Consider the following 15,161-nt stretch of genomic DNA (forward strand, 5'->3'; position numbering starts at 1 on the left):
TGGCGTGGGTTTCGAGAACCGGAGCGGAGCGTACTTAAAGTACGTGAGCACCGGAAGCGCAGAAAGCCGCGTCAGGCGCCCGGCGGAGTAGGGTTTTCAAATGGCCTCTTAGATCGACCAGCCACCGTCGATATTATAAGCCTGCCCCGACGTATAGGTGGCACCGGCGAGATAGACGGCGAGGTCGGCGATTTCCTCGGGCGTGCCGAGGCGGCCCATCGGCTGACGGGCGATGAAGGCGGCGCGGGCTGCGTCGTAGTCGCCCTGCGCATGCATGCGATCCTGCAGCGACGGGCTTTCGACCGTGCCCGGACAGATCGCATTGCAGCGTATGCCCTTGCCGACATAGTCGGCGGCGACCGATTTGGTCAGGCCGATGACGGCTGCCTTGGTCAGCCCGTAAACGAAGCGGTTCGGCACGCCCTTGGTCGAACTGGCCAGCGACGCCATGTTGATGATCGAGCCGTCGCCACGCTCCAGCATGCCGGGCAGTACGGCGCGGATGGTGCGGATCATCGAGCGGACATTGAGATCATAGGCAAAGTCTAGATCGCCGTCTTTCATCTCTAGGATCGAGCCGGAATGGACGAAGCCGGCGCAGTTGAACAGCACGTCGACGGCGCCGATCTCGGCAAAAGCGGCGTTCACCGCCTCGTCGTTCAGCACGTCGAGCTTGCGGGTCTTGATGCTGGGAGTCTTGCCGAGGTCGGCGAGCACAACCTCGTTGATGTCGGTGGCATGGACGACGGCGCCTGCCTTGGCGAACGCCAGCGCGCTCGCCCGGCCGATGCCTTGCGCAGCTGCCGTGACGACAACGATTTTGCCTTTCAGATCCGCCATGCTTGTCTCCTCTGTGGCCGTCGGTTTTTACCGGCATACGGCCAAGTCGCAATGTGCCAGACGGGCGCTACTATCCCGCCTGTTTTCGATATTCGCCTGCCGGCCAAATGTTTTTTCTCGGTAAAGAACATCTTTTGGCCCGTCAAGCCCGGACGTCCCTCCGGGACACTCAGTCGCCGTAGGGCACCCAGACGTTCTTGACCTCGATCGCACGGCGCAACAAGGCATCACCGGCTGCTTCGCTCGACGTCCAGTCGAGGCTGCGGCCATGGCCGGTCCAGACGCGCTTGAGATTGCCGACAGAGTCGGCTTCGGCCCTGGCGCAGGTCTCGGCATCGGCGAATACCCAAAGCCCGTCGACATCGTCATGCTTGGCCAATACGCCGGCAAGCTCGGCGCTACGGCCCGTAACGATGTTGATGGCGCCCGCCGGAACGTCGGAATATTCGATGACCTGGTAGAGGTCGGTGGCAAGCAGCGGGTATCTTTCGGATGGTACCGCGACCACGGTGTTGCCCATGGCGAGCGCAGGCGCAACCAGCGAGATCAGGCCAAGCAAAGGTGCGTTGTCCGACGCGACGATACCGACAACCCCGACCGGTTCGTGCAGCGCCAGCGTGACGGCGCGGGCCGGCGGCTGGTGGACGCGGCCCTCGAATTTGTCGGCCAGGCCGGCATAGAGGAACAGTCGCTCGATCGACAGCTCGACCTCGTCGCGCGCCGCCTTGGCGGTCGCGCCGGTGAGCTGGGTCAAACGGGCGGCAAACTCGTCGGCGCGGCCGGAAAGGTTTTCGGCAAGGTAGTAGAGCACCTGGCTGCGGTTGTAGGCGGTCGCTTCCGGCCAGGCCTTGCATGCACGCGCCGCCGCCACGGCATCGCGGATATCCTTGCGGTTGCCGAGCCCGACCTCGCCGGCAAGCTTGCCCTTGGCGCTGGCGATGGCGAAGGAATAATTGCCGTCCGGCCGGACCTGCTTGCCGCCAATGAACAGCTTTGCCGTGCGGTCGATGGCGCCACCTTCCGCCTGCTCGATAGGTTGGGCCGAAGACGTTGCCGGTTTGATGACCGGGCCGAGCGGCAGCTTTGCCGAGAGATATTCGAACATGCCCTCGCGCCCGCCTTCGCGGCCAAAGCCGCTCTCGCGATAGCCGCCAAAGCCGCAGGCAGCGTCGAACATATTGGTGCCGTTGACCCAGACGACGCCGGCCTTCAGTTGCGGCGCGACGTGCAGGGCAAGATTGATGTTCTCGCTCCACACCGAAGCGGCCAGGCCATAGCGTGTGTTGTTGGCGAGGTCGATCGCTTCCTCGGTGTTACGGAAGGTCATCGTGGCGAGCACCGGCCCGAACACCTCTTCCTGTGCCAGAATGTTAGCCGGCGAAACACCTGTCGCCAGCGTTGGCAGATGGTAATAGCCCGAGGACGGCAGCGCCGAGTCCGGCTGCCAGCAGACCGCGCCCTGTTTGGCGCCTTCGGCGATCAGGCCCTTGACGCGATCGAGCTGGGTCAAATCGACCAGCGGGCCGATATCGGTGTTCTTGTCGAGCGGGCTGCCGACGCGCAGCCGGCTCATCCGCGTCTTGACCTTGGCGATGAAGGCGTCGGCGATGCCTTCCTGCACCAGAAGGCGCGAGCCGGCACAGCACACCTGGCCCTGGTTGAACCAGATGCCGTCGACCAGCCCCTCGACGGCGCTGTCGAGATCGGCATCCTCAAAGACGACGAAGGCCGACTTGCCGCCAAGCTCCAGCGACAGTTTCTTGCCCGAGCCGGCCGTGGCTTTGCGGATGATCTTGCCGACCTCGGACGAACCGGTGAAGGCGATCTTCTGGATCCCGGGATGGTTGACGATGGCCGCGCCCGCCTCCGGCCCGCCCTGGACGATGTTGACGACGCCCTTCGGCACGCCGGCGCGTCCGCAGATCTCGGCAAAGAGGATGGCGGTGAGCGGCGTGAATTCCGCGGGTTTGAGCACCACGGTGCAGCCCGCGGCGAGCGCCGGCGCGATCTTCCAGGCCAGCATCAAGAGCGGGAAGTTCCACGGGATGATCTGGCCGACGACGCCGACGCCCTTATGGCCTGGAAAATCCCTGTCCAGCGCCTGCGCCCAGCCGGCATGATGGATGAAATGGCGGATCGCCAGCGGCACGTCGATGTCGCGGCTTTCGCGGATCGGCTTGCCGTTGTCGATTGTCTCAAGCACCGCGAACAGCCGTTGGTGACGTTGCATGGCGCGGCCGATGGCATAGAGCACTTTGGCTCGGCTGTAGCCGGTGCTGGCGCTCCATTTCGGCAGCGCTTTTGTGGCGGCCGAAACCGCCGCGTCGATATCGGCGGCAGCAGCGTCCGACACCTTGGCCAGCAATTTGCCGGAGGCGGGATCGCTGGTGTCGAAGGTCTTGCCATTTGCAGCTGCTTTCCAGTCGCCGCCGATGAACAACGCTTTCGAGAAATCACGGGTCGCCAGCCAGGCATCGGCCTCGTTGCGGGCTTCCGGCGCCGGGCCGTAATCCATGGCGTGATAGCGTTCGAGAATGTTCATGAAGCGCTCCGAATCAAGCCATCGCGTGGCGATGATTGGCCGAGTAGCGGCCTGTCAGATGATGCTCGAGCTGGCGCTCGATGTCGGTCAAAAGGCTCGATGCTCCGAAGCGGAACAGCTCTGGCTCCAGCCAAGGCCGGCCCAGTTCTTCTTTCATCAGCACCAGCCAATCGAGCGAGGCTTTTGCCGTGGAAATGCCACCGGCCGGCTTGAAGCCGATGAGATAGCCGGTTTCCTCGAAATAGGCGCGGATGGCGCGCACCATGGCAAGGCCGACCGGCAGCGTCGCGTTGACGCTTTCCTTGCCGGTCGAGGTCTTGATGAAATCTGCACCCGCCATCATCGCCACCATCGAGGCGAGCATGACGTTGCGCAGCGTGGCGAGGTCGCCGGTGCCGAGGATCACCTTCAGATGCGCCTCGCCGCAAGCGGCACGCATCGAGACGATCTCGTTATAGAGCTCCTGCCATTTCGCCCCGAATACCAGGCCGCGCGGAATGACGACGTCGATCTCGTCGGCGCCGTCGCGGACCGATGCTTCGATCTCCTGCAGACGTGTCGAAAGCGGTGCAAGGCCATGTGGGAAAGCCGTGGAAACGGCGGCGACATGGACGCCGCTGCCGCGCAGCGCCTCGACGGCAGTGGCGACGAAGGGGTGATAGACGCAGACCGCCGCCGGGCGGATCTTTTCACCGGTAATGCCGAGCCCCTCGGCAATGTCTCGGCGGAACGGGTTGACCGCCTTGGCACAGAGCCGGCGCACGCGCTCTTCCGTGTCGTTCGAGTTCAGCGTCGTCAGGTCCATGCAGGCGACAGCGCGCAGCAGCCAGGCGGCCTGGTTATCTGCCTTGATCGAGCGTCTTTTGGTCAGGCTGGCGACGCGGCGTTCCAGCGCCGAGCGGTTGACGCTGCGCACCGATTCCATGAAGCCAAGATCGAGCCTCATGCCGGGATTGCGGGCAATGCCATGGGCCTGCGGCATAGGCGCATTGGCGGCGGGCCGCGCCGGCAGCGGCGTGATCTTGGACGTGCCGAGATCGGTTTCGCGGATTGTGCTGCTCATCTCCTGCCCCTTGTTCAGCGACTTATGCCGAAGATAGACCGTGAAGCAGCGCTTCACGAGTCCTTCAAGCGGTCATAGCGGAAAAAGGCGGTCAAGGCAGCCGATTTTTGACCGTATGATCAAAATCAGGGTCGCAAACCAGTGGACGCTGAACTGCCGCGTCTCAGCCGACGAAGGCGCGCTCGACGACGAAGCTTGCCGGATGATGCAGCGAGCCTTCCTGGAAGCCGTGGCTTTCAGCCAGCTCCTTGACGTCCTTGAGCATATGCATCGAGCCGCAGATCATGATTCGGTCGGTCTCGGGATTGAGCTTGTCGATGCCGAGATCGGTGTAGAATTTGCCCGAGCCGATCAGCGCGGTAATGCGGCCCATGCGCTCGGAGGTCTCACGTGTCGTCGAATTGTAGAGCGTGACGCGGCCACCGGTCAGTTCGCCGATCAGCGGATCGTTCTCCAGCGCGGCCACCAGCTCCTGGCCGTAGGTGAGCTCGGCATTGTCGCGGCAGGTATGGGTCAGGATAACCTGCTCGAACTTCTCATAAGTGTCGGGATCGCGCAGCAGGCTGGCGAAGGGAGCAATGCCGGTGCCGGTCGAGATCATGAACAGGCGCTTGGCCGGCGTCAGCGCGTCGACCACCAGCGTGCCGGTCGACTTCTGCCGCATGATGACGGTATCGCCGATCTCGATTTTCTGCAGCTCCGAGGTAAGCGGGCCGTCCGGCACCTTGATCGAGAAGAATTCCAGCTCGTCGTCCCAGGACGGGCTGGCGATCGAATAGGCGCGGAACACCGGCTTCTCGGCATTGGGCAGGCCGATCATGACGAACTCGCCGGAGCGGAAGCGCAGTGATTGCGGCCGGGTGATGCGGAACGAAAACAGCCGGTCGGTATAATGCTTCACCGAGACCACGGTTTCGGCATAGACATTGGCCGGTATCGGAAACTGCAACGGCCGGGCGCCGGCAGTGTTGAACGCGGATGTGGTGTTCATCAAACCTAACCTTCTGGGCCAGCTCGGCGCCCGCACCAAATCTTCACCTGCGCGCCCGAACCTGTCAGGTTCCAGCGTGCCGTTTGCACACTCCGAAGCGGTAAGCTCTTGTGTCCGGAATTTATTAGTATACAAACGATATTTGCGTCAAGACGCCGCCGTAAAACAGCTTTCCAAACTGAGGCACGTAAGCAGTTCGGGCATTTCGGGTTTCGACAATGGAACAGAATTTTTCGGCGCAAGCGCAGGATTTGGCGGGCAGCGTCGTCGCCGGCATCGATGTCGGCGGAACCTTTACCGACCTGCTTCTGATCGACGGCCGCGACGGTGGCCGGGTACATATCGCCAAGACCCCGACCACGGTCGACAACCAGGCTTTCGGCGTCGTTGCAGCTCTTGGTGCCACCGGCTTTCCCGTCGACGGCATCGACCTCATCGTGCACGGCACGACGACCACAACCAACGCCGTGCTCGAACGCCGGCTGGCAAAGACCGGCATGATCACCACGCGCGGCTTTCGCGACGTGATCGAGCTGGGCCGGCGGACACGGCCGCAAGCCTATGGCATGACAGGCACTTTCGTGCCGATCATTCCGCGCAATCTGCGGCTCGAAGTTTCGGAGCGGGTCGAAGCCTCGGGCGCGGTGCGCATCCCGCTCGACGAGGCCGAGATGCGGGCAGCGATTTCACAACTGATCGAAGCCGGCTGCGAATCCCTCGTCATCCATTTCCTGCATTCCTACGCCAACCCGGCGCATGAGCGGCGCGCCGCTGAGATCGGCGCCGAGCTTTGGCCGAACGGCTACATCACGACAGGCCATGCGCTGCTTTCGGAAGCGCGCGAATTCGAGCGCGGCGTGACCGCTTCGGTCAACGCCTCGGTGCAGCCGATCCTCGAACGCTATGTCGAACGGCTGCGCAAGGAACTGGCGTCAAAAGGCTACGCCCGCGACTTCCTGATCATGAACGGCAATGGCGGCATGATCTCGGCCCGCTTTGTCACACGTGAGTCGGCCAAGACCGTTATGTCCGGCCCCGCCTCCGGCGTCATTGCCGCCGCCTATACCGGCAAGCGCGCCGGCTTCGAAAACCTGGTCACCTACGACATGGGCGGCACCTCGACCGATGTGGCGCTGATACGCAACGCCGAGCCGGCGGTGTCGAACGAGATCGAGATCGAATATGCCATGCCGATCCATGTGCCGATGGTGGCGGTGCATACGGTCGGCGCCGGCGGCGGTTCGATCGCCCGTGTCGATGCGGCCGGCCTGATCCAGATCGGCCCGGAAAGCGCCGGCGCCAATCCCGGGCCGATCTGCTACGGACGCGGCGGCTTGGAGCCGACCATCACCGACGCCAATCTGGTGCTCGGTCGGCTAGCGCCGAAAAAGCTGCTTGCGGTGGAAAACCCGGTCACCGTCGAACGCGTCACCGGCATATTCGAGGACAGGATCGGCCGCGCCACCGGCCTGTCCGGCGTCGACGCGGCGGGAGCGGTGCTGCGGCTGGGCAACGTGAAGATGGCCGGCGCCGTCCGCATGGTGTCGGTGTCACGCGGCCACGACCCGCGCGATTTCGCGCTGTTCGCCTTCGGCGGCGCCGGGCCGCTGCATGCGACAGCATTGGCCCGCGAGCTCGGCCTGCCCAAGGTGCTGGTGCCGGCGCGGCCGGGCATTACCAATGCGCTCGGCTGCGTCGTCGCCGATCTGCGCCATGATTTCGTTAATACGGTCAACCAGCCGGTGGCCAGTCTCGATGAAATCCAGCTTCACGGAGTATTGGAACGGCACCGAAACGAAGGCGAGGAGCTGGTCGGCAAGGAAGCGGTGAAGCCGGAAATGATCCGCGTCACGCATTCCGCCGACATGCAGTTCGTCGGCCAGACGCATATCATCAACGTGCCGCTGCCGTCGTCTGCGGTGACACGCGAGGTACTGCAGCAACTGTTCGAGAAGGCCTATTTCGCCCGCTTCAAGGTCCAGCTGCCGGAAATCCGCGCCAATCTGGTCAACCTCAACACCTCGGTGACCGGCGTGCGGCCGGCGATCGACCTGTCGCGGCTGATCGACCCGGCTGGCCGCGCCAAAACGCTCGAAGGGGCGCGACGCGAGATCCGGCCTGTCTGGTATGGCGGGCGCTGGCACGACACGCCGGTCTACAGCAGAGAGAAGTTGCCGCTCGACGCAACAATCGAAGGTCCGGCGATCCTCGAACAGATGGATGCCACCACGGTGCTGGAGCCCGGCGACCGGGCGCGATCGGATGCCGACGGCAACATCATCATCGATATCGGTGAGGCCTGAGATGCAAAAGCTCGACGCCATCACCCTTTCGGTCATCCAGGCGGCGCTGCAGCAGGTCTGCGACGAAATGGACCTGACGTTTTCGCGCGCCGCGTTCTCGCCTGTTATCGCCGAGGCCAATGACCGCTCCGACGGCATCTATTCGGCGCTCGACGGTTCGCTGATCGCGCAAGGCAGCCAGGGCCTGCCGGTGTTCGTCGGCGTCATGCAGTATTCGACCAAAACGGTGATCGAGATGATCGCCGACGGTCGCTGCCTGCCGCCCGAGCCAGGCGATATCTACGTCGTCAACGATCCCTATCTCGGCGGCACCCATCTGATGGATGTGCGCTTCGCGATGCCGGTCTACCGGGACGGCAAGATATTCTGCTGGCTGTCGAACACCGGCCACTGGCCCGACATCGGGGGTTCGGTGCCGGGCGGCTTCTCCGCCTCGGCAACGGCGGTCGAGCAGGAAGGCTTGCGGCTGCCGCCGGTGAAGCTGTTCAAGAAGGGCGTGCTCGATCGCGAAATCTACGCCATTATCTGCTCGAACATCAGGGTTGCCGACCAGCGCATCGGCGACATCCGCGCGCAGGCGGCCGCACTGCTGATCGGCCAGGACCGGCTCAACGGAATTTTGGATCGTTACGGAGATGAAACGGTTGTCGATGCGATCGCCGAATTGCGGCGCCGCGCCGCCGAACAGATGCGCGTCAACATATCGGCCATTCCCGACGGCATTTACCGGTCGCAGGCCTTTGTTGATTCGGACGGCGTGGTCAACGAGCCGCTGATCATCGCGCTTGCTGTGGAGAAACAGGGCGACACGCTCAGCTTCGACTTCTCGGGCTCGTCAAAGCCCTGCGCTGGGCCGATGAACAGCGTGCTGGCGACGACCTTGTCCTCGGTCTATCTCGCCATGCGGCACATTTTCCCCGACGTGCCGATCAGCGCTGGCGCCTTCGAGCCGCTGATCGTCAAGCGGCCGGAAGGCACCTTCCTCGACGCCAAATATCCGCGCCCGGTATCGGGCTGCGCGGCCGAGGTTTCGCAGCGTATTGCCGAGGCGGTGTTCGCGGCGATGGTGCAGGCGCTGCCGGACAAGGTGACGGCGGCCCCCGCCGGCTCCAGCGGCAATTTCGCGCTCGGCGGCAATGATCCGGCGCGCGGCCGCGATTATGTCATGTACCAGATCTCCGGCGGCGGCTATGGCGGCAATGCCGGTCACGACGGCCTGACCAATGGCTGCTCGACCATAGGCATCTCCAAGTCGCCGCCGGTCGAAATCATGGAGCAGGCCTTCCCGGTGCTCTACCGCCACTACGCCCTGCGCGAAGGCTCGGGCGGCGCCGGGAAGCATCGCGGCGGTTTCGGGCTTGCCTATGAGGTGGAAATCCTGCGCGGCGACGCCCGCGCCTCCTTCGTCATGGACCATGGCCGCTTCGGCCCGCAGGGCGCGCTCGGCGGCAAGGACGGCGCGGTCAACACGGTGACCGTGTTCCGCGACGGCAAGGAACATGTGCCGCCGCATCTGTCCAAGGAGCAGGACATCGCACTGAAGGCAGGCGATCGCGTGCGCGTCGGCACGCCGGGCGGCGGCGGCTACGGTGACCCGTTGCAGCGGGATCCGGAATTGGTCGCTCGGGATGTCGCCCTGGGCTATTACACACCCGCAGAAGCCGGCGAAAAGTTCGGCGTCGCGCTGTCGGCGAACGGGTTGGCGATTGACCGGGCAGCGACCGAAAAGCGGCGCGGCGGCTGACGACGCTGGCCAGCATCTCCGCTGTGCCACGCTCTCAGTTCCGATGATCCAGCCTCGCGACCAGCCGGTCGCCGGCCCACTGGATGCCGCAGACCAGGATGATCAACACAATGACAACGGCGATCATGACGGACGTCTCGAAGCGCTGGTAGCCGTAGCGGATGGCGAGGTCGCCGAGCCCGCCGGCGCCGATGGCGCCGGCCATGGCCGAGGCGCCGATAAGCGTCACCAGCGTCACCGTGAAGCCGGCGACGATGCCGGGCAACGCTTCCGGCACCAGCACCTCGCGAATGATCGTCCAGCGGTTGCCGCCCATGGCGCGTGCCGCCTCGATCAGCCCGTGGTCGACCTCGCGCAGCGACACTTCGGCGATCCGGGCGTAGTAGGGCGTCGCCGCGATCGACAGCGGCACAATCGCTGCCCAGGTGCCGATCGAGGTGCCGACGATCAGCCGCGTCACCGGGATCAGCGCAACCAGCAGGATGATGAAAGGCACCGAGCGGAAACCGTTGATGACCGCGCCAAGCGCGCGGTTCACCCACAGGTTTTCGGCGATGCCGCCGCGGTCTGTGGCGACCAGCGCCAGGCCGAGCGGCAGCCCGAAAACCAGCGAGATGAGGCCGGAGGCGGCCGTCATCAGGATCGTTTCCCAGATCGAACGGACGAGAAGCTCAAACAGAACCGGCGACATGGCCAAGCACCTCCACCCGCGCTTGGCGGGCTTTCAAGAACGCGATCACCTCTGCCAGGTGAGCTTCATTGCTGCCGGCGACCGCCACGAACAGTGTCCCGACAGGCTGCTGCTGGACGTGATCGATGCCGCCATGCACGAGGCGGAACCAGCCGGGAACTGCCGAGGCAAGATCGGACAAAAGCGGGCTTCGCGCGGCCTCACCCGCCACGTCGATCCTGAGGATCGCCTCCACGCCGGCGTTCTGCGTTAGCCGGCTTGCGATCTCCGCCGGCAATTGCGGCCTGATGCCGCCGAGAAGGCTTTGTGTGATCGCCGACTTCGGATCGGCAAACACCGACCACACCGGCCCTTGCTCGACGATTCGTCCGGCGTCGATCACCGCGACCCGGTCGGCGATCGAACGGATCACCTCCATCTCATGGGTGATGAGCAGGATGGTCAGGCCGAGCTGCCGGTTGATGTCTCTGAGCAAGGCAAGGATGGAGCGCGTCGTCTCCGGGTCCAACGCCGAGGTCGCTTCGTCCGACAGCAGCAGCGCCGGCCGCGCCGCAAGCGCCCGGGCAATGCCGACGCGCTGTTTCTGTCCGCCCGACAGCGACGCTGGATAGGCTTTCGCCTTCTCCGACAGGCCGACGAGCTCGAGCAGCTCGGCAGCGCGCGCCAGGCGTTCGGCCCTGGGCCGGCCTTCGATCTTGAGAGGCAGCGCTACATTGTCTTCGACCGTCTTGGCGGACAGCAGGTTGAAATGCTGGAAGATCATGCCGATGCGCCGGCGCAGCGGCTGCAATTCGCGCTCGCCGAGCCGGCTGATGTCGCGGCCTTCGATGAAGACCTGTCCTGAATCCGGCCGCTCCAGGCCGTTCAGGCAGCGTATCAGCGTCGACTTGCCGGCGCCGCTGCGGCCGATGATGCCGAGGATCTCGCCCTGGCGCACGCTGAGCGACACGCCGTCCAGCGCCGCTGTCGCGCCGAAGCGGCGCTTCAGCTCGATGAGGCGCACGACATCGTCCGGTCCGGCGGAACGGCTGCCGATGGGATGCATGATTTCGGTGACCGAGGCGAAATGCTGGTTCATGAAAGTTCCTGTATTGGTGCCGCAAACGCGATCGCGGTCCACGTTGGAGCGCGGACCGCTTTATCACGCCGGGCTTCAGCGCCCAGTCGAGCTCGGCATCAATAGGCGCTGATGCCGGCTCCCTTGTAGACCCGATCGAATTCGGCCCTCACCTTTTCGTTCTGGTAGGAGGCGACCAATGTCTTTACCCAAGGCTGGTTTTCATTGCCGGCCTTGACCGCGATGAAGTTGCGGTAGGGATTGTCGGCCACCGCCTCCTGGGCGATGCGGTTCTCCGGTGTGAGGCCGCTTTTAAGCGCCCAATCCGTGTTGACTACGGCCCCGTCGAGATCTTCCACCGAGCGCCCGACAATGCCAGCGTCAAGCTCCTTGACGACCAATTTCTTCGGGTTTTCGGCAATGTCGGTCGTCGTAGCCAGAATGCCGGTGCCTTCCCTGAGCTTGATCAGACCTTCGCTCTGCAGAACGCGCAGTGCGCGGCCCTCATTGGACGGGTCGTTCGGCACGCCAATGACGGCGCCTTCGGGCAGGTCGGCAATCTTCGTGTACTTCTTGGAATAGAGGCCGATCGGCCAGACCCCGGTATAGCCGACCGGGACGATGTGATAGCCCTGCGTCTTGATCTGGTTGTCGAGATAGGGCTTGTGCTGGAAGGCGTTGGCGTCGATTTCGCCACGCTCGAGTGCTTCATTCGGCTGGGTATAGTCGTTGAACACCACGGTCTCGATCGTCAGGCCTCTCTCCGCCGCGTGGGCGGTGACGACGCGCCAGACGTCCTCGTCCTCGCCGCTCATGATGCCGACCTTGACCGCCGTCTTGTCTTCGGCGAACGACGGCGCAGCAAGGCCGACAATCGCAACCGCCGACGCGAAAAGTACAGCCAGACCGGCGCGCCGGTTTATACTTGCGGAGAGAAATGAGAGCAAAGTGTTGGTGTTCCCAGACATGATCTATCCCGTCGGTTCTGAAGTCGTTGCGGCCAAGCGGAGTGCCAAGCCTTGCCGGCATCATCGGGAATGCTGACCGTCGGATCAAAGCACCGTATTTCCCGCGAAACGCCAAGCCAGGAATATTCTCTCAAAGTTTCGGGCCTGGCGAGCACAGCGCGTGCTGGGATCATGCGTTCCAAGCCAATGCTGGCTCAGAAATTGTCCGGCTGTCGTCTCCGCTATGAGGCCCGCCGTGCTTCGAAGCGGCGGGCCTTTCTGCGTCCGAATGCCCAACACGGGCAGCAGTTTGGGATGTCGACAATGCTGGACGCGCCGCATGTCCCTTCAAAGCGACGCGCTTGCTCACTCGATGACCTTTACAATCCTGCGCGTGCCAGGATCGACCAGGACGGTCCGATTGTCGACGACGACATAGCGGTATTTGACGTCGGGAACCTCATGAAGCTCGACGGTATCGGGCAGGGTCGAGCCGACATTGAGCTCCACGCCGGGAAGCTGGACGGACGCCAGAGGCTGCTTTTTCACATACTCGCGTACGATCGTCTCCTGCTGCGGTTCGATGACCACGTCCTGAGCGGCAGCGGCGCCAATACCCGCAAGCAGCAAGAACCCAGCCGCGGCTGCCGAAAGATGCATTCTCATGATCGTCTCCTTTCGTCGTGAGCCACCTCTGCGCTGCGCCGCGTCATGCCGTTCGCAGCGGGGTCGCTATAGGCCGGTAACGTCATCAGGTGGAGCTTGTTCCGCCACTCGGATCGCTTGCCGTTTCGCTCCATTGGTTTGGAACAAAATTTTTTAGCCGCAGTTTTACGCGGTGAAGGGACGCATTTTCCAAGGAGATCTCTCATGAAAGGCGTTCTGATCACCAGCATGCTAGCAATCAGCGTCAGCTGCGGAGCTGCACTTGCCCAGACGCAGCAGTCGACCGACGACCAGTCCGGCGCCAATTGCGCAGCCGGCGCTGCCAATTGCCAGAATGGCGCCAAGATGGACGAGCAGGCTCAGGGCAAGGCCGGCGCTGCGACTGATCAACAGGCGCAGGGCAAACCGAAGCTGAAGACCGACGAGCAGGCCCAGGGCAAGGCCGGCGCTACGACTGATCAACAGGCGCAGGGCAACAAGAAGCTGAAGACCGAAGAGCAGGCCCAGGGCAAGGCCGGCGCCACGACCGACCAGCAGGCCACGGGCAACACCAAGATGAAGACCGACGAGCAAGCCCAAGGCAAGGCCGGAACCACCACTACCGAGCAGGCCCAAGGCAACACGAAAATGAAGACCGAGGAGCAGGCTCAGGGCAAGACTGGGACCACGACCACCGAGCAGACTCAGGGCAATGCCTCGACGCAGACGCAAGACCAGAGTTCGACCGCTTCCATCAGCAATGTGACCGTTGAACAGAAGACGGAGATCACTCAGGTCATCAAGGAGACGAACGTCCAACCCGTTTCCAGCGTCGATTTCGACATCTCTGTCGGCATCGAGGTTCCGCGAAAGAAAGTCCGGCTGCATCGTCTGCCGGCGCGCATTGTCAAGATCGTTCCGGCTTACGAAGGCTATGAGTATTTCGTGCTCGCCGATGGCCGGATCGTCATCGTCGACCCGAATACCTACAAGATCGTGATTATCCTGACTTAGTTGTGGCCAGACGGTTTGATTGAACCAAAGGGTCCGTCGCGCAGGTCGCGTGGCGGGCCTTTCCGCATCTCCTCGCTCCGCGTCTGCTGCAATCGCAGATCACGGTCCGTCCTCGGGGCGAGGAGTGAGCACGGTGTGATCGATGGTGTCGGGCAGGCATGGACTGGGCACGCAGCTTGTTCGGACTGACGCGGTGGTCATGGCATCGATATCCGTAACCAGCACCATTCTCGCGTAGTGCCGCGGCCACAGCGGCTCTCCAAACAGGACGAAGACGCCGCCAATCATCAAGGCCAGCAACATGAGTGCCGTAACATTTGCAAATATCTCGCCGTAGCGCATGAAGGCAGCCTGTCCCGTTCGGAAAGCGATTTCAGCCTGTGACAGCGGCGACCAGGACGGTGCCGAAAGCCGGCGCTACTATCCTTGAGGCCTCGCGAATGCCGCCTTCCATTGGATCCTCCCCGAACAAGCCGGATAAATAACGGCACTCTCGGTGCTTTGTTCCCGGCCGTGTGGCCGGACTACAGCCGCTTTACACAGGCCGTGTGTGGGGCGGCCTTTCGTTTGCAAAAGGCACTCCTCGCTCTCATTGATGCGCGGCAGCGAGATCCTTCACGTGACGTTCGTGCATTTGCAGCACCGGCAGCGTCTTCTTGGCAAACTCCTTCATCGCCGGATCGTCGCCGGAATTTGCGTAAGCGGAAAACAGCGCCACCGCTTCCTTATGCGCCTGGGTCTGCATGTCGATATATTTCGATTGGAAGCTGTCACCGCTGGCCTCCTTGAGTTGGTCGAGCAGCGCCTGGTGCTTGGTGTCCAGCGACGGGCCGGCTGGCGCGGTGGCGGAAGTCGTCTGACCCCTGCTGAGCGCCGCCTTGAAGTCCTCGCCGGCCTTGGTGTGGTCCGTGACCATTTGCGCCGCGAATGCCTTCACGTCGTCGGCAGTCGCCTGCGTCTGCGCAAGTCGGCTCGATTCGATTTCGAATGTATTGGCGATGGGCACGGTCTTGACGAACGTCGCGGTGTCAACCTTGCTCATGGTGTCGGTCGTCAGAGGCGTCAGCGTCGCCGATTGAGCAAAAGCAGCCAAAGGCGCGCCGGCCATCATCGCTGCCGCAGTGATGGATAGAAGTGTTTTCATGGAAGTTCTCCGAGGCTGACGTCATCCCTCCGATGGCTCAACGCGGAAGCTGCGGCGAGGTTGCTTGGTCGGGGGGGGGGGGGCCCCCCCCCGCCCCGCCCACAACGGTGGTGGACCGAACAAAAAAACAGAGGGGGGGGGGGGGGCCGGGGGCACGCCAGGGCCGGGGGGGGGGGGGGG

13 protein-coding genes are annotated in these 15,161 nt (G+C 63.5%); 3 read left to right on the forward strand and 10 right to left on the reverse strand.

Going from position 1 to position 15,161, the window contains the following annotated elements:
- Positions 1 to 108 precede the first annotated feature (108 nt).
- From NKJ40_RS23755 to NKJ40_RS23770, 4 genes are all read right to left on the reverse strand, one after another.
- Positions 109 to 840 carry an SDR family oxidoreductase gene (locus NKJ40_RS23755; RefSeq protein WP_352468138.1) on the reverse strand — a complete coding sequence of 244 codons (732 nt, stop codon included), beginning with the start codon at positions 838 to 840 and terminating at the stop codon, positions 109 to 111.
- A gap of 169 nt (positions 841 to 1,009) precedes the next feature.
- Positions 1,010 to 3,382 (reverse strand): aldehyde dehydrogenase family protein, encoded by a 2,373-nt coding sequence (locus NKJ40_RS23760; protein ID WP_352468139.1) that lies wholly within the window; start codon positions 3,380 to 3,382, stop codon positions 1,010 to 1,012.
- Between the two features lie 13 nt (positions 3,383 to 3,395).
- On the reverse strand, positions 3,396 to 4,445 hold the full coding sequence (gene deoC / locus NKJ40_RS23765) for a deoxyribose-phosphate aldolase (protein ID WP_352468140.1): 1,050 nt from the start codon (positions 4,443 to 4,445) through the stop codon (positions 3,396 to 3,398).
- Positions 4,446 to 4,608: 163 nt separating this feature from the next.
- Positions 4,609 to 5,436, reverse strand: a complete 828-nt coding sequence (locus NKJ40_RS23770) for a ferredoxin--NADP reductase (protein ID WP_352468141.1) — start codon at positions 5,434 to 5,436, stop codon at positions 4,609 to 4,611.
- 218 nt (positions 5,437 to 5,654) lie between these two features.
- On the opposite strand from NKJ40_RS23770, the gene NKJ40_RS23775 reads away from it, so the two are divergent.
- Both NKJ40_RS23775 and NKJ40_RS23780 read left to right on the forward strand, forming a co-directional pair.
- Positions 5,655 to 7,739: a hydantoinase/oxoprolinase family protein gene (locus NKJ40_RS23775; protein WP_352468143.1), complete on the forward strand. Its 2,085-nt coding sequence runs from the start codon at positions 5,655 to 5,657 to the stop codon at positions 7,737 to 7,739.
- A gap of 1 nt (position 7,740) precedes the next feature.
- Positions 7,741 to 9,483, forward strand: a complete 1,743-nt coding sequence (locus NKJ40_RS23780) for a hydantoinase B/oxoprolinase family protein (RefSeq protein WP_352468144.1) — start codon at positions 7,741 to 7,743, stop codon at positions 9,481 to 9,483.
- A gap of 34 nt (positions 9,484 to 9,517) precedes the next feature.
- Here the strand turns inward: NKJ40_RS23780 and NKJ40_RS23785 are convergent, their stop codons facing one another.
- From NKJ40_RS23785 to NKJ40_RS23800, 4 genes are all read right to left on the reverse strand, one after another.
- The gene (locus NKJ40_RS23785; protein WP_352468145.1) at positions 9,518 to 10,174 is read right to left on the reverse strand and encodes a methionine ABC transporter permease; all 657 of its coding nucleotides are present in this window, start codon (positions 10,172 to 10,174) and stop codon (positions 9,518 to 9,520) included.
- On the reverse strand, positions 10,155 to 11,252 hold the full coding sequence (locus NKJ40_RS23790; protein ID WP_502903747.1) for a methionine ABC transporter ATP-binding protein: 1,098 nt from the start codon (positions 11,250 to 11,252) through the stop codon (positions 10,155 to 10,157). Before NKJ40_RS23790 ends, NKJ40_RS23785 begins: the two co-directional genes overlap by 20 nt.
- Before the next feature lie 98 nt (positions 11,253 to 11,350).
- Positions 11,351 to 12,199 carry a MetQ/NlpA family lipoprotein gene (locus NKJ40_RS23795; protein WP_352468146.1) on the reverse strand — a complete coding sequence of 283 codons (849 nt, stop codon included), beginning with the start codon at positions 12,197 to 12,199 and terminating at the stop codon, positions 11,351 to 11,353.
- A gap of 345 nt (positions 12,200 to 12,544) precedes the next feature.
- On the reverse strand, positions 12,545 to 12,844 hold the full coding sequence (locus tag NKJ40_RS23800; protein ID WP_023677114.1) for a DUF1236 domain-containing protein: 300 nt from the start codon (positions 12,842 to 12,844) through the stop codon (positions 12,545 to 12,547).
- A 204-nt stretch (positions 12,845 to 13,048) separates the two neighbouring features.
- Between NKJ40_RS23800 and NKJ40_RS23805 the strand changes: the two genes are divergently transcribed.
- On the forward strand, positions 13,049 to 13,837 hold the full coding sequence (locus NKJ40_RS23805) for a DUF1236 domain-containing protein (protein WP_352468151.1): 789 nt from the start codon (positions 13,049 to 13,051) through the stop codon (positions 13,835 to 13,837).
- 99 nt (positions 13,838 to 13,936) lie between these two features.
- On the opposite strand, the gene NKJ40_RS23810 is transcribed toward NKJ40_RS23805, so the two are convergent.
- A complete protein-coding gene (locus NKJ40_RS23810) occupies positions 13,937 to 14,179 on the reverse strand; it encodes a hypothetical protein (protein WP_023677112.1) in 243 nt (80 codons plus the stop codon).
- A 247-nt stretch (positions 14,180 to 14,426) separates the two neighbouring features.
- Positions 14,427 to 14,981, reverse strand: coding sequence for a DUF4142 domain-containing protein (locus tag NKJ40_RS23815; protein WP_352468147.1), 555 nt, complete (start codon positions 14,979 to 14,981; stop codon positions 14,427 to 14,429).
- Positions 14,982 to 15,161: the final 180 nt, after the last annotated feature.

Origin of the sequence: Mesorhizobium sp. M0119, assembly GCF_040322615.1 — a bacterium.
GTDB lineage: Bacteria > Pseudomonadota > Alphaproteobacteria > Rhizobiales > Rhizobiaceae > Mesorhizobium.

Coding starts and splice junctions, on each gene's coding strand:
- NKJ40_RS23755 (WP_352468138.1), bottom strand. CDS start 840: ATGGCGGATCTGAAAGGCAAAATCGTTGTCGTCACGGCAGCTGCGCAA.
- NKJ40_RS23760 (WP_352468139.1), bottom strand. CDS start 3,382: ATGAACATTCTCGAACGCTATCACGCCATGGATTACGGCCCGGCGCCG.
- deoC (WP_352468140.1), bottom strand. CDS start 4,445: ATGAGCAGCACAATCCGCGAAACCGATCTCGGCACGTCCAAGATCACG.
- NKJ40_RS23770 (WP_352468141.1), bottom strand. CDS start 5,436: ATGAACACCACATCCGCGTTCAACACTGCCGGCGCCCGGCCGTTGCAG.
- NKJ40_RS23775 (WP_352468143.1), top strand. CDS start 5,655: ATGGAACAGAATTTTTCGGCGCAAGCGCAGGATTTGGCGGGCAGCGTC.
- NKJ40_RS23780 (WP_352468144.1), top strand. CDS start 7,741: ATGCAAAAGCTCGACGCCATCACCCTTTCGGTCATCCAGGCGGCGCTG.
- NKJ40_RS23785 (WP_352468145.1), bottom strand. CDS start 10,174: ATGTCGCCGGTTCTGTTTGAGCTTCTCGTCCGTTCGATCTGGGAAACG.
- NKJ40_RS23790 (WP_502903747.1), bottom strand. CDS start 11,252: ATGAACCAGCATTTCGCCTCGGTCACCGAAATCATGCATCCCATCGGC.
- NKJ40_RS23795 (WP_352468146.1), bottom strand. CDS start 12,199: ATGTCTGGGAACACCAACACTTTGCTCTCATTTCTCTCCGCAAGTATA.
- NKJ40_RS23800 (WP_023677114.1), bottom strand. CDS start 12,844: ATGAGAATGCATCTTTCGGCAGCCGCGGCTGGGTTCTTGCTGCTTGCG.
- NKJ40_RS23805 (WP_352468151.1), top strand. CDS start 13,049: ATGAAAGGCGTTCTGATCACCAGCATGCTAGCAATCAGCGTCAGCTGC.
- NKJ40_RS23810 (WP_023677112.1), bottom strand. CDS start 14,179: ATGCGCTACGGCGAGATATTTGCAAATGTTACGGCACTCATGTTGCTG.
- NKJ40_RS23815 (WP_352468147.1), bottom strand. CDS start 14,981: ATGAAAACACTTCTATCCATCACTGCGGCAGCGATGATGGCCGGCGCG.